This window comes from Paenibacillus alginolyticus DSM 5050 = NBRC 15375 (assembly GCF_000422905.1).
GTDB classification, from domain to species: domain Bacteria; phylum Bacillota; class Bacilli; order Paenibacillales; family NBRC-103111; genus Paenibacillus_E; species Paenibacillus_E alginolyticus.
This window is the reverse complement of record NZ_AUGY01000039.1, coordinates 1-14,851: the sequence shown is the minus strand read 5'-3', so window position 1 is coordinate 14,851 and position 14,851 is coordinate 1. Positions and strand designations below refer to the sequence as shown.

8 protein-coding genes and 1 pseudogene are annotated in these 14,851 nt (G+C 46.5%); 1 reads left to right on the top strand and 8 read right to left on the bottom strand.

Annotated elements, in window-relative coordinates:
- Positions 1–46: 46 nt before the first annotated feature.
- The 8 genes from G519_RS0117900 to G519_RS43505 form a co-directional block, all read right to left on the bottom strand.
- A complete protein-coding gene (locus G519_RS0117900; protein ID WP_029195875.1) occupies positions 47–3,328 on the bottom strand; it encodes a TIM-barrel domain-containing protein in 3,282 nt (1,093 codons plus the stop codon).
- Between the two features lie 164 nt (positions 3,329–3,492).
- Positions 3,493–4,119 carry a thioesterase II family protein gene (locus G519_RS0117890; RefSeq protein WP_029195874.1) on the bottom strand — a complete coding sequence of 209 codons (627 nt, stop codon included), beginning with the start codon at positions 4,117–4,119 and terminating at the stop codon, positions 3,493–3,495.
- Positions 4,116–7,829, bottom strand: a complete 3,714-nt coding sequence (locus tag G519_RS43510) for a glycoside hydrolase family 31 protein (RefSeq protein WP_051253485.1) — start codon at positions 7,827–7,829, stop codon at positions 4,116–4,118. The genes G519_RS0117890 and G519_RS43510 overlap by 4 nt, the downstream gene beginning before the upstream one ends.
- 89 nt (positions 7,830–7,918) lie before the next feature.
- Positions 7,919–9,268, bottom strand: a complete 1,350-nt coding sequence (locus tag G519_RS0117880) for an ABC transporter substrate-binding protein (RefSeq protein WP_051253484.1) — start codon at positions 9,266–9,268, stop codon at positions 7,919–7,921.
- A gap of 94 nt (positions 9,269–9,362) precedes the next feature.
- Complete coding sequence (locus G519_RS0117875) at positions 9,363–10,193, bottom strand: carbohydrate ABC transporter permease (protein ID WP_051253483.1); 831 nt, start codon at positions 10,191–10,193, stop codon at positions 9,363–9,365.
- The gene (locus tag G519_RS0117870) at positions 10,183–11,067 is read right to left on the bottom strand and encodes a carbohydrate ABC transporter permease (protein WP_029195871.1); all 885 of its coding nucleotides are present in this window, start codon (positions 11,065–11,067) and stop codon (positions 10,183–10,185) included. Before G519_RS0117870 ends, G519_RS0117875 begins: the two co-directional genes overlap by 11 nt.
- A gap of 32 nt (positions 11,068–11,099) precedes the next feature.
- On the bottom strand, positions 11,100–12,125 hold the full coding sequence (locus tag G519_RS0117865) for a LacI family DNA-binding transcriptional regulator (protein ID WP_029195870.1): 1,026 nt from the start codon (positions 12,123–12,125) through the stop codon (positions 11,100–11,102).
- 342 nt (positions 12,126–12,467) lie between these two features.
- A complete protein-coding gene (locus tag G519_RS43505; RefSeq protein ID WP_051253482.1) occupies positions 12,468–14,414 on the bottom strand; it encodes a stalk domain-containing protein in 1,947 nt (648 codons plus the stop codon).
- A 223-nt stretch (positions 14,415–14,637) separates the two neighbouring features.
- Between G519_RS43505 and G519_RS51620 the strand changes: the two are divergent.
- Positions 14,638–14,851: pseudogene (locus tag G519_RS51620) on the top strand (ISL3 family transposase); the annotation flags it as partial.

Sequence of the window (14,851 nt, the reverse complement as noted above, 5' to 3'; positions counted from 1 at the left end):
TCCCTTTCGATTGGAAATTAAGGGAGGGATTTGCCCTCCCGATTTTTTATTGCTCTACGATTGCTATGTTATCGAGATTAATGCCGAGTGAACTGGTTGCATCATAGCTGACTTTCACCGTGTTGAGACCAGCACTCAGCGAGACACTAACCGTAGCAGTCCCCCATGTATCCCAGTTTGTTGTTTGCGGTAAAGCAAGGTCCGTCACTTTTGTATTATTCACATAGATGGCTCTTGAGCCATTGCCTGCACCGGATGAATACCGAACCTTCATCGTATAAGTACCTGCGGCTTTGACAGAAACATCAAAAGCTACATTGTCTCCAAGTGTCTCAAAGCCGTCCACAAATCCTGTACCTGTATAACCCGTATGGTTCGTGTTCGTTGAAACGCCGCTTTGCAGGCCGAATTCCGCTTCATATTCCACCTTATTGACGCCATTTAGCACAACGGATTGAACAGATGCACTTGAACCAAGCTTGACGTAAGTGAATTTCTGTATAGTGTCATAGTACCAGCCTGTCGACGCTCCTGTTAAGGCGGTTAAAGTACTGTACTCTGTCATCGCAGAACCACCCACCGTTACAGAGGAAGGCTTCGTCGTAAACACTTGCAATGTCTTGGTAGAATTAATCGCTGGAACAGTCACGGTTTCTGTATTCAACCCATATTGCTCTGTAGACGTTATGGTTCTCACCGAACCGCCAATATCATCATTCCAGTCATACGTTGTTGTCCCAAGCGGATAAATGCGGAACGTCAGATTCGTATAGTTCGTTAAGCTGTTGCCAATGGTCCCGCCAACTTGATATTGCGCGTTCAAATTCAAAGGAAGAATGCTGCCAGACTTCACAAAAACCGGGAGATCGTCGATGCCGGCCGTGTAGCTGATTGTTCGACCTCCAGGACGTTGAGCACCGAACCAGAAATCGATCCAATCCCCCTGCGGAAGATAAATACTCTTGTTTGTTTCTCCCTGATTCATAACAGGAGCAACAAGCAAATTACCCCCGAACATATACTGCTGCGTCAAACCGTACGTGTTCGTGTCCGCCCCATATTCAAGCGCCATGGCGCGCATCATGGGAACGCCAGTATCACTTGCCATTTTCGCTTCGCTATAAATATAAGGAAGCAAATTCATGCGCGTATTCGTATATTTGGCAAAATGGCTAATGATCGTATTGTCGCCTGTACGCGCTTGCGCATTCCATGGAGAACGTTCCTCGTTGATACCAGAGCTGCCGTTAGACTCGGAATGAAACTGCATGACTGGTGCAAAAGCAGCCATTTCGGTAGCCCGTTTGTACAACTCCGCCGTTGGATAAGTGCCTGTGAACCCAGCCATATCCCAGCTCCAATAAGGTACGCCAGACATACTTGCTGTAAGCCCTGCATTCACAGCTTGTTGAAATGCGCCAAATGTCGACTCTTGGTCACCGGACCAGAATATTTGATTCGCCTGTGCGCCTTGCGTGCCGGAGCGGCTAAAGGAGACCGCATCAGCTTTCTTCGAGCGCGCGTACTCGTTATAGGCTTTCACATACTCATTTGGGTATTGATTGCGCATTTCATTGCCTTTCTTACCGTTTGAGAAGGTATTTGAGCGACCCCATACCATTTCCCCGCCATCTGTTTTGAAGCCGTCGATACCCACACCATCAAACAGATAAGCGCGTTTAGACATCCACCAGTTTTTGGCGGCTGTATTCGTAAAATCAAGCAGCAAACTGTTCTCGAACCATTGTCCTGAAGGGATCCGGTACTGGCCTCCGCTGCCGTTGCCAACGGCATAATTCTGAGCCGTCATATAAGCTTCATCATTATCTTTCTGGGTATATGGCGTTGAAGTCCATTTCTGAATAGGGACCTGCCAGAGCACCAGCTTCATCCCATTGTTATGCACATTGTCTGCCATCGCTTTTGGATCCGTCCATCTCCCTGTTGTCGGGAAGGTGAAATCGGAATAGGCATGCGCAGCGCTGCCCGTTTTAGGCGTATAAGTAGCATCATTGAAAATATAAAACGTATTCTCATCACTCCACTGTTCAAGCACTACAGCCGTTGCCGGAATATTGTTGGTATTCGCATTATTGATAGCTGTATTCACCTTGGTTTGACGATCCCACTCGTTAGCCGACATCCATAACCCGAAGGCCCATTTCGGCAGCGCTGTTGGCTTACCGGTAATGTTAGTGTAGTTACCCACCACATTTTTCAAATCATTTCCGTAAATGAAATAATAATCCAGCGTCGAGGCGGCACTCCCCCCTGTATCAGCCGTAAAGCTGAACATATCGGTGCGTTCGGTTGCCAAGCGGAACTTGGAATAATAGGTTGAATTTACGAAGATGCCATATCCACTGCTGTTAAGCATGAAAGGAATTGCCATGTAGGTGCGGTCATTTTGATTCTTATACTGATTGAATACATAGGTGTCCACATCATATCCGCGTTTGCGGAAGTTGTTGTAATGCTCGCCAAAGCCAAAAAACTCCTCGGAACCCGGTGAATAGAAATGATCCTCTACTTTGTCGATAATGGTACTGCCATTGGTTAACCAGGCAATGTTGCGATTTGTGGTGCTGTCATATTGACTGGCAATCAGCGTCGTTCCATCAGGCTTATACACACTAAGCTTAAAAGGATTCTTATCCACCTTCACCTTCAGCTTGGAAGTTGTCAGCCAAGTGGTTGAAGCGGTATCCGAAACCGTGTAATTACTAAGCCCGCTGCTTAACGTTCCAGTTCCGGTTGGAGAAACCTGTACGCGGAGGACATCATCCGCAGTAAAGGAAAGGTTGATCTTTGGCGTCAATGTGCCTGTATTCGGCACCGCATTCAGCACAACACGGTTCGTGTTATTCGTGATGGAGCTGACACTGCTTACGGATTCCCACCCCGTTACAGTAAAAGTAAAAGGTCCACCAATCTTCTCATTCGCGCCATCCTTGTTGCCATGAACGGTATAGCTGATCACATCCCCTTTTGCAAAAGTGCCAAGGTTCGCTTCCCAATAGGTGTTGTTGCCGCTATTGTATTTGAAAGCTGCTCCGACAGCCGCTTGATTGACACCATTTTTCGTCCAGGTCACCCAAGCCGTTTGTCCTGATTCAATGGGCCACGTTGTTATCTTGATATACACAGTGTCGCCTGCAACGGGATCTCTTGGACTCCGTTCCGTCGCTTGAATCTCGTACAGATCATCAATTCCGTATGGCGCATGATAAACACCGTCAATGGCATAAATAGAGGGGACGAAGAGACAGAAACAGAGCAAAAAAGAGAGAGAAAATCGGAATGGGCCTAATAATTTCCTTACATTCATAAAAGTTTCCCCTTTCGTACCGAAATTTGTTTGCCAAGCATGAACATGAATGACTTAAAAGCTCCAACAACTATTTTTCCTGACCTAGTATGCACTGCTCCAAGCATCCCCCCCTTTCAATATTAGGCGGCCACGAATCCTATTCAATCGCGACCGCCGTAAGATTAAATCAGATATTCCCTTTCCACAATCGTCTGTGCGAGCTGCAGCCATTTGTTTGGATCCGATTGCCAGTAACGATGATCGCCTTCACAAACGTGCACATCGCATATTTTCGCCGTATAACGACTCCACTCCGACAAATGATCAACTAACGCATGCTCATCCTTCTTACCTGTAAAAACACTGAATCTAGCACGAAGCGGCTCTCGATTAAATGGCGTACGATATTCGTCCACAGGCTGGCAGCCAAACGCGGATACTTCCCCCTGCATGCCATTCGGTAAACCGCGAGGCCGAATAAGATGAGGGGCACTGCAGCCAGATAGAAATAAGTGCCGTGGCTCAGCGATTCCTTCTGCTTTCAAGCGATGACTGGCCTCAAAGGCAAGCAAGCTGCCCCAGCAGTGACCGATAAACACATATTCTTCACCAGGCATCAGTTGCTGTTTGACGTATTGACAGGTCTCGTGCAGAGCTTGCTCCCACAGTTCAGAGGAAACCTCGCGCATGGATAATCGGGCTTGACTCAGTTCAACACATTGAAACCTAACACGAGCGGGTAAGCCACTGCTCCAAGTAAGGTACGACTTTGTGTAATCTCCACAGTGAGGGAACCCGAACAAAATCACTGCGCTATCACCAGACTTCCTGCCGGTTCCTGGACAGTTATAAGTAGATTCTTGTGTCTATTCAAATAATGACCAGGAAGCAGATGTTCCATATGATCGACTGGTGACAGTTCCGTTTCTGAACTTGAAACGGTGGATACACCATCCGGTTGATGTAAAATAAAGGTTATTGCTTGATTATGACTAGGACTGCTTGACCAGTGCAAACGAACCTGACCACTGACTCTTTTTGCTGAAATGTTCACACGATTGCCTAGGTCATCCTCAAACTCTGCCTGCAGTTCACCCACAACATAAACTCGGAAACATAAATGCTCATAGCTGTTTACGCTATTGCCCACATGATCGCCAAGTGAAAAATTCTCAGCCAAATTTAGCGCAATGACACTATCCTGTTTCTGATAAACAGGGATGGTTTCCAAAGGTGCAGCAACTTTCATTAGGCAAGGACCTTGGACCTCTTCCTGATCGAACAAAGATAACCAGGACCCTTCCGGGAAATAAATCTCTTTAGCACCATGACCCTCCTCCGTAACGGGCGCGACCAGCAAGCATTCTCCGAACATGTACTCACTAATCATTTCGGTGCAATGCGGATCAGATGGAAATTGAAGGGACATTGCACGCATCATAGGCAGCCCCGTTCGGCTGGTACGAATCGCTTGATCATAGATGTAAGGCAATAAGTTCATCCGAATGTCCGCGTACCTTTTGTATAAATCGATAACAAGAGGCTGATTTGTTCGTTCAGCAATGTTCCACGGCGTTCGGTCTTGGTTGAACTCGCCTTTCGTTTCGGCATGATACTGCATCACCGGGCAAAACGCGGCCATTTGGGCGGATCTTATAAACAGCTCCGCCGTCGGAATGTCGCCATGAAAGCCACCCAAATCCCAGCCCCAGAACGGGATGCCCGACATACTGCTGGATAACCCGGCAATCATCGAAGAGCGGAAGGCTTGGAAGGTCGAGCGCTCGTCGCCAGCCCAGTGCATTGGGTAACTCTGCGCTCCAGTATAGCCCGCCCGGCTAAAGGTAATGCCTCCGTCTTTGGCATATTTCTGGATGAAATCGTAATAGCTGCCCACGTACAAATTCGGATACAGATTGCGCATTTCGCGTCCTGTAGAGCCGTCATAGAACTGCAAATCGTGACCGAACACGAACTCGCCGCCATCGGTTTTAAAACCATCCACACCGATTTCATCTGCGAGGTATTGGCGTTTATTAAACCACCATTTCGCCGCTTCTGGATTCGTAAAGTCAAGAATATGACAATCCTTGAACCAGTTATAAGGCAATGTATACGGTTCCCCATCTGCCGTTTTCACACCGTAACCTTGCTCAAGCAGTGTAATTTCATCCTGATCGCGCTGACCGTGAGCCACGCCATACATATGTTTATGAATGGGTATTTGCCATAACAGCACCTTCAAACCCTGCTCATGCAGCTCTTCAACCATTCCCTTCGGATTCGGCCATCTGCCCCATTCCGGGAACTGGAATTCCTCATAGCGAAACGGTTGATTACCGTCTTTGACAGTGTACTGCGCATCGTTAAAAATATAGAACGTCGCCTCGTCACTCCATTGCTCTATAACTAACACCGTGGACGGGATCTGATACTTCGCTGTTAGCTCGGCCTGTTTCAAAACCTCAGCCTGGGAATCCCAGTTATTGCTCGACATCCATGGTCCAAACGACCACTTCGGCGGCAATACAGGTTTGCCTGATAACTGGGTAAACTGTCCGACCATCGCGAGCGGATCCTCCGCAAATAAATAGGCAACCAGCTGTTGATTTGCCTGCGACACGTCCGCTTCCACTTCAACAAGATCAGATAAGCGCGTATGAAAGCGGAAGGTCGAGTAAAGAGCCGTGTCCACGAAAATCGCATAGCCGCCAGAAGATATGGCAAAAGGAACAGGCATGTAAGTCTTCAAACCTTGATCCCGATACTGATTGTACACATATTGATCGACTTCATGACCCGAATATTCATAATGGGAAAAGCGTTCCCCCATGCCGAACCAGCGATGCTCCGGTCTCGTACGCAAATTCAAGCGAAGCTTATGCAGGCTTCCCGAGCCGTCGGTTAAAGCCTCGATAAGCGGCTTCCCTTCGGCGGCGAAGCCCTCCATCAGCACGCCCTCCGTGCTGCGCAGCGCGAGCGCAAGCTTGCCTCCGCGCACCTCGGCTTCCAGCCGTGCGCGTCCAACCGCCAGCGCCGCCTGCTGCGCCGGCGCGCCCTGCAAGCGTTCGCCGTCTGCGGCGAACGTCAGCTTGATAGCGCCGCTCTCGTCGGAGCGGAAAGATAGCTGTGCGGTGCGAGTGGCTTCCGCACCGTAACCCAATTCGACGACGAAGCCATCCGTCTTCTCGCACAGTTCATGGACGCGCTCCAGCGCCGTCCATGCCCGCACTTGAAAGCTGTAAGTCGCTGAACTCAGCGACTTGCTTCCGCTCTGAAGCGCAAAAGCATAGCTGACCTCGTCACCTGTGAGGTAAGGGCCAAGCTGCGCTTCCCAGACCTTTTCCCCGCCGTCTGTCACTTTCATGACGGCGGTCACGGCTTCGGCCGCCGGAATGCCATTAACGGCGGCCTGCACAGTCACTACTTGACTCGCCTGAAAAGGCTGAGTCAGGAGGCGCACAAGCACCGAATCCCCCGCTTCGGGATGACGAGGAAACCGCTCGTAAGGCAGGATGACGTAAGGGTCATCGTAACCCGTTGGTTGATGCACCAGAGTGACGCTGTCCAAGCTTTCACTACGGACATCACTTGAAATAAGCGCAGCCTGTGCTAGCTCCAACAGTACGCCACCCCATGTACTGACGGGTGGTTCCCCTGCATGTTCACACCAATAAGCCAGCAATAAAGGCTCCTTGGCTGTAGAAGCTTCTACTTCATACAGCTTCGCATTTTCCTTCCGAAGCGATTCTACATGAGTTAACAGTTCTTTTGCTCGAACTGTGTCCCCTTTTTTAGCGTAGTACCACGCTAACAGGCAGGTAAGATCAGATCGCTCACAGCCTCCATAAAAGGTGTCTCCAGCTTTAAATCTTACCCCTTTACTTACGAGTGTTTCTTCCAATTTATACAACGCTTCGATTAAAATGCGGTCTTCAATACCCAGCATACCGAATGGAATTGCTGCTGTGAGGATATCCCCATGAATTGCTGTATCACCCAATTCGCTAATGACTCGGCCCTCTTTAATGAAGCTGGCAAAGACGAGTTCACGAATCGCCTTCAGTAAACGCACACCCCGCTCGCCAACCCCGTTCTGAATATTCGCTTGAACCGCAGAGAAGTACATCGCTAAATGGCTCAAATAAATGCCTTCGTTCCCGTGCTGCAGCCAATGAGGCTGCGGTTTTTGCCAATTGCTGTCTAGTAGTAAGGTGGTATCCTCGATAATCCCTTCTATCTCCAATTTGAAATCCTGATCTTCCGTTACCTTGAGATATTCACCGAAAGCCCATATCCGGAGCGCCGCATCCGTTAGTGCCAACTTACCCTTAAATTGATCACTGTTCATCAAACGCAGTACAGGCAATACACGCTCCGCTTCACCTCGCTGAATTAGCGCATAACTCAAAAATGCAATATCTCGAAAAGTGGCAAGCTGCCCCGAAATTGTAACCTGGCCCGTATGTTCATCTAAAAAGTATTTAACATTCTGATTTGAATCTATTGTTTGCACCATAAATCCTCCTACTCCATCCGTGTATGAATGAGAAAGGGGCCGTTGCCGCAACAATGCCCCTTCCCTGCCGACTCTATGTCCGCACTATGCTATTTAGTTACTAATTTTTCAATCTTAGCTTGCGCTTCATTGAGCGCTTTTTCCGCTGTGTAATCGGATTTCAATTTCGCTTTGTCCAGCTCGTCGCCGATCGCTTTGGTCAAATCGTTCCATTTATCCGGAATTGGACCTACTGGCGTCAGTACAAGTGAATTCAATGCTTCAAGTACGATTTTCTTCGAAGCTGGCGGCGTTTGTTTGAAATAAGCCTCCATGACTTTTTCATCCGAAACAGCCGGTACACTCCAGCCTTTCTCAATTCGTTTGCTGACAACAGAAGGATCGGAAGACATGAATTTGATAAACTTCCAGGCCGCTTCGGCATTTTTCGTTTTATCAGAAACAACAAGGCCATCCGCAAAAAAATGATGTGCTTTCTTCGTGTTACCAGGCTCCAGTGCAATATCCCATTTGAACGGAGCATCCGCAAAACGGCCAAAGTTCCAAATTCCGCCACGCAACATAGCAATCTTACCTGCTTTAAATGCGTTTAAGTCAGCATCTGGCTGGTTAAAAGTATCGTCGTTAAGCGCTGGAGACACTTTATACTTTTTCGCTTTATCCAGCATCCAGTTCAGGGCTTCGATATTTTCTTTGCTGTTTACAGTAGGTTTGCCATCTGCACTCCAGATACCTCCGCCGTTCTGAGCAATGGTTTTGTAAAACTCATAGAATTGAATTGGCGAATAGGTTCCCCATACGCCGCTTTTGGCGTCGGTGAGCTTTTGAGCCGCTTCTAATTCTTGTTTCCACGTCCAATCCGCCTTCGGATACTCAACTTGCTTTTTGTCAAACAAGTCCTTATTATAGAAAAGAACTACGTCTGAAAATGACTCTACGACTCCGTATTGCTTACCGCTATACTTGAATGAGTCATAGGCAAGACCTTTGTAGATTTCCGGCTTGAACGTCGTGTCCTTCGCAATGATCGGCGTCAAGTCTTTTAGTGTATTTTTGGCGGCATAAGAGACGAAGTTTTCGTAACCGACCTCAAATACGTCAGGCGCATCCCCCGATGCGAGCTGTGTATTGAGCTTCGTGTAGTAGTTGTTGTAATCGACGATATCCACTTTGACCTTCACGTCAGGATTGGCCGACTCGAACGCTTTCACCATATCGCCTAGCGTCTGCTCTTGAGAACCGCTTGCGGTATACTGCATGAACTTAAGGGTAACCGGTTCCTTCTTTGTCTCTGGTGTTGCTGCTGCCGTAGCAGCTGCTGTAGGCTCTTGTTTTGACGTCGGCGTAGCTTCTTTTTTCGTATCCGTTCCACACCCCGTAGCTGCAAGAGAAACAACCACACCTAACGTTACGACCCAACCTGTTTTTTTAGTAACCATCTTTAAACCCTCTCTTCTTATGAATTTTCTTTAGTTAACTTACCCTTTTCTGTTTCATCACTTGCTTCTCAAACGACTTCCATCACCCCTCTCATTATCCTTTAACCCCACTCATGGTCATTCCCTTAATGAAGTATTTCGACGCGAATAAAAACACAATGAAAATCGGTATAAAGCTGATTACATTCCCCGCCATCAAAATGTTCCACTCCGTCGCCCATCTGCCTTGCAGCTTGCTTAGTCCAATCGGAAGTGTCATCAACTCCTTATCGCTCGTAATAATAAGCGGCCATAAAAAATTGTTCCACGATGCCATGAAAGCAAAAATGGCTAGCGTCGCAAGAGCAGGTTTGCTAAGCGGAAGAATGATGCTCATAAATACTCTCACATAAGAAGCTCCATCTATTCTGGCTGCTTCAATCAATGGATCAGGAATGGTCATGATGTGTTGTCGAAGCAGGAAAGTCCCGTAAGCGCTGAAGATTCCTGGCAAAATGAGACCGAGATACGTATTCGTCAGGTGCAGTTTTTGAAACACGATAAAGAGTGGCGTCATCGTCACCTGCATGGGAATCATCATCGTGATCAAATAGAGAACGAATAAAGTCTCCCTGCCTCGGAACGGTATTTTAGCAAAAACAAATGCAGCCATCGCACACACAACGATCTGCGCAGCGGTCGTCACTAAGGAAACACCTACACTGTTGCCCAAAAAGCGATAGATCGGAAAGTATTTCGTAATCTCGACGTAGTTGCTGAATTTAAATGTATCCGGTATTAAATTAGGCGGCATTCGGACGACTTCCAAGTTATCCTTAAAGGAACCCGACAGCATCCAAACGAAAGGAAACATGAGAACGACAGCCGCCACAATCAAAATAAGGTGTGAAAGCAAGTTCCGATACGGCATATATTTATCTGTCATAGGTAACCCACCTTTTCTGAAGCTGCTGCTGAACGATGGTGACGGCGAAAATAATGACGAATAAGATCCATGATTGCGCAGAGGCAAAGCCCATTTTATAGCTTTGAAAAGCATTCCCATAAATTTGCTGCACAAGCGTGCTCGTTTGCCCAGCTGGACCGCCGCCTGTCATGACTAGCACCTGATCAAAAAGCTGGAAGCCATTGATGAGCGATATGACAAGCACGAAAAAGATGCTAGGCGTAAGCAGCGGCAGTGTTACACGGAAAAACTGCTGAAACCCGCCTGCGCCATCAATCGTCGCCGCTTCGTAATAATCGTCCGAAATATCCTGCAGTCCCGCAAGAAGAATGACGGTCACATAACCGATATCCTTCCATACACTCACTGCAATAATCGAAGGCATTGCCCATACAAAGTCCTGCAGCCATACAGGTCCTTGAATTCCGATTAGCGACAGCAGGTAGTTAATGAGTCCGCTCTGTCCATTCAACAGCCAGCGCCATACGATGGAAACAGCTACCCATGAGGTGATGACGGGTACAAAGATGAAGATCCGATAGAGCTTAATTCCCCTTAGCTTCCTATTCAGTAAAACCGCGAACAGTAAACCAAAAGCAAGAACAGAGGGTAAATAACCAAGGATGTACTGAAGAATATTCTTAAGTGATGTAAGCGTTTTCTCATCCTGCAAAGCTTCTGTGTAATTATCCACCCCAACGAACTTCGCCGGGGTTAACAAATCCCAATTCGTAAAGGAGATGACCGCCGATGACAGCATCGGGATGAGTTGGAACAGAAGCAATCCCGCTAAACTTGGCAATAAAAATCCAATAATGACAACTGCTTTGGAAAATCTCTTTTGTCCGACCATGACGTTCTCCTTTTCCGGTTCCTACGTGTTAATTATTCCTTGGCTCTAACTGTTGCTCTCTCCACAATCGTTAGCGGCAGCATGATTTCATTCGCTTCTTGCTGGGCGCCGCCTTGAATCATGTTGATGAGATGCTCGGCCGCAATAGCCCCTTTTTCGGTGATATTTTGCCGGATTGTTGTTAAAGGCGGGATAAACATCTTCGACATCGTGATATCATCAAACCCAATAACGGAGATGTCTTCCGGAACTTTTTTCCCCATGTCCATCAAGCTCCGAATCGCTCCGAATGCGACCATGTCCCCCGTAGCAAATACTGCGGTAATTTCGGGAAACTTGTTTGCGATGAGCTGACCTGCAGCCATACCATGTTCATAACTCATGGATTCTTCAAATACATAGTCTGGATTATAAAAGAAATTCGCTTCACGAATCGCACGTTTGTAGCCGAGGAAACGCTTCTCGACAACACCATCTTTACGAATCGCTCCGGTCACGAGTCCAATATTGGAGTGACCTTTATCAATCAGATACTTCGTCGCTAAATATCCGCCATATTCGTCATCAATGCCGATTCGCTTGAAATAACTGTCGTTAATGTAACTGTCGATCAGGACAATCGGAATATTAATTTTCTTGAAGCCGTCATAAAACTGTTCCGGATAAATCCCCATCATAATGGCACCATCCAGATTACGTTGAACGGATAAATCCAGATAACTCTCCCCTTGGTTAACACCAGATAACAAGAGGTGGTACCCATACTCGCGAAGCTTGCCCTCAATGCCGCTTATCATTTCGCTGTAGAAAGGGTTTTCAAGTATAAGCTGCTTATGAGATTCTGTCTGTGGAATCACGATACCAATCAACTTGGATTGGTTCTTTACTAAACTTCTTGCCGAGAAATCCGGTATGTAGTTTAAGGTTTCAATAATTTTCTTAATTCGCTCGATCGTCTCATTGGAGACTTTATCCGTTCGGCCGTTTAATGCATAGGATACTGCGGCTGCTGAAACGCCTGCGACTTTGGCTACATCTTTAATTGTTGGTTTTTTCATTCCTCAACCCTCTTTAGTTACACGTTTAACTAGATTATAAGACATAATATCCAATATTACAATATGATAGCGCTACCTTTTTACCATTAAATTGATTTATCAGTTACGCGTTTAACTAAATTATTATTAATGTCTATTTATTTAGAAATTCACCTGCTTGTTTTGAACATAGCGCTGCAGCCTCCCCCATCTCCAACTAATTGAGGTTACCGTATGAATGAATCCCTATTCTAGAATACAACATGGTTATCTACATCTTCCTAATACATAGGAAAAAAGCTGCTCCAACGCTCTGACTTTCTTCTCAGGCGATGAAACAGCTACTATTTTTGAAGATATTTTCTATTTGTTAGTAATCGTAACCGTTCTGCTTGTGCCATCCCACGCGACTTTGCCGCCAAATGTTTCCCCGACGAATCGAGCAGGCGCGAGTGTATAACCGTTAACCAGCTGTGCCGGCTCATCTAACTGAACAGCCTGGCCGTTCACATACACCGTTTTCTCATCAAGAGTTAGGCGTAATGTGGTACTTCCTTTTTTGGCTGTAACTGTTCGAGTTGCTGCCTCATAATCCACCGTTGCACCCATCGCTTCGAAAATCGCACGAAGCGGTGTGAATGTTAATCCTTTTACAATGACAGGTGCTTGCTCAAATTTCTGCTCTTTCCCATCAATTTCAACAGATACTTGCGAGGATAAACCGAAGGTACGCAAAGCTGTCTGTTTACCGGATTTATTATAAACCCTGATCTGAATAACAGAACCCTCCGGAACATCACCGGCTCGCAGCTCCAGACCGTAAGGCAAATCTGATTGAGAGGCAATCACTTGTCCGTTTAAGAGGTACTCTACTTTGCCAATGTAAACGTCAGGAATTTTGACAAAAGGGATTAACTTGGTTTGTTTCGTAAAAACCTGATGATTCGCATCTACGGGTACATAACCCAGATGATCAGTAGGTTTAGCTGCGTCTGTTACATTGGATAGCAAATAAGGATTAGCAATCAGCTTGCTGTAGTAATTTTGGATTTCAGATGAAGTGGAAAGTGAGTAGTCGTTTTTCGCGTTTTCCATCTTTTGATCGACGTTAAAGTAAGTGATCGCCTTCAATCTTGGATATTTATAAGGCATAATCTCATATAATCGCTGCAGATTAAGCTTCGCCCATTCCGTGAAATCCTCGCCTGCCGAGTGCGCATAATGCGGGACACCCGTTTCACTTAGCATTAACGGTTTACGGTCCGAATAGGTGTTATAAAGCCTCGTTAACCTCTCTACATTGCTCGTAGAAATCATGGAAGGCAGAGACGGATCCCCATTTTCATAAGGCTCAATATATAAGCTAACCCCAACCCAATCTACATAAGCATCTCCCGGATAATAAGGGTCAATATCATTCGCCGGTACATCGCCAGGACTCCAAACCATCGCGACATTCGGAGCTTCAGCAGCAAATACATCGTGCAGCATACGGAATTTCGCAATATATTGGGCAGGGTTTCCGTGCCATTTAACCCAAGCACCATTCATTTCCCCAGCAAAACGCAAGAAGATCGGGATGCCTGCCGCCTTAGCATCTTGTGCCCATTTTCGCAAATAGGCGCTATCAGTAACAGGATCTAAACCATCGTCAGGTTCCCAAGCGATTTGTAAAGCGCCACCCGCATCTTTTGCTCTCTTCGCATACATAGCAGGGAATCCTTGACCCCAATGTGCATAAGCCAAATAAATCGCGTGTTTTTTGCCATATTCCGTTTCCATCTTCGTGAAAATATTACCCACCTTAGGATCCTGTTCGGAGTACACCCCAAGATAAGTACCGTATGTAGGTTCAAACTTAGCCAGTTGACTGTTCTTCGGCAGGGCTAACTGCTGTACCGTCGACTCATTACGATCCAGTCTATACAATTCGACCGTTGTTCGAATTTGATCGGCTCGCTGAAGCTTAACAGCCCCCCAATCCTTTCCAGCTTTCACCCAATATTCATTTTCTGATTCGTAAAAGCTAATCGCTTGATCGTAATCACCAATTGCATCGTAGTAGGCGGCCAAGTTTCCATAAAATAAAGCTGCATTCTCCCACTCTCCGGCGCCTGCATAGTAATTAGCCAGAAATTGCCAATGCGGTACAGCTTCAGCTTTATTCCCACTTGCTCGAAGCGACTCCGCTTTTTGCCAATGATCCCATACGACATCTGCACGAGCAGGTGCTGGTGCACTTGCTAGGCTAGCTGCGATAATTCCTACAGCCAACGTCATAATTCCGATTCTTTTTTTAGTGATTTTCAAATGAAGATGACTCCCTTCGATCCTGTTGTAAGTTTATATGTCCATAACTAATACGCCTTGAATGGAATAAAGTAGCATTTTGTCGAAAAATAAATAAAAAGCAAAAAAACAGGCTCAAAACAGAAATCAGTGCTTGACGGTATGAACTACGGTTGAAAATGGAAAAACATCTGCCAATCCAGTATTGTTGTAAGTCCTACCAAACAACAAAAGGAATAGACAGATGCAAATCCAGTATATCAGTGAAATGCTTAACATACCAGAGTTACAGATTCACCAGATTTTGCCGATGAATGCAGATGAAATACAGATTGAAGCGGTGCCTATGGCCTCAAAGCAATGCTGTCCGATTTGTCTATCAGATGAAGCCGTCACGCTTAAAGGGAGCAACGGTTTACGTACTGTCCGGCATCTGCCAGCATTTGAAAAAAAAGTAG

Excerpts from the sequence above, each read along its gene's own strand:
- G519_RS0117900 (WP_029195875.1), bottom strand. The coding sequence starts at position 3,328 with ATGAATGTAAGGAAATTATTAGGCCCATTCCGATTTTCTCTCTCTTTT.
- G519_RS43510 (WP_051253485.1), bottom strand. The coding sequence starts at position 7,829 with ATGGTGCAAACAATAGATTCAAATCAGAATGTTAAATACTTTTTAGAT.
- G519_RS0117880 (WP_051253484.1), bottom strand. The coding sequence starts at position 9,268 with ATGGTTACTAAAAAAACAGGTTGGGTCGTAACGTTAGGTGTGGTTGTT.
- G519_RS0117875 (WP_051253483.1), bottom strand. The coding sequence starts at position 10,193 with ATGACAGATAAATATATGCCGTATCGGAACTTGCTTTCACACCTTATT.
- G519_RS0117870 (WP_029195871.1), bottom strand. The coding sequence starts at position 11,067 with ATGGTCGGACAAAAGAGATTTTCCAAAGCAGTTGTCATTATTGGATTT.
- G519_RS0117865 (WP_029195870.1), bottom strand. The coding sequence starts at position 12,125 with ATGAAAAAACCAACAATTAAAGATGTAGCCAAAGTCGCAGGCGTTTCA.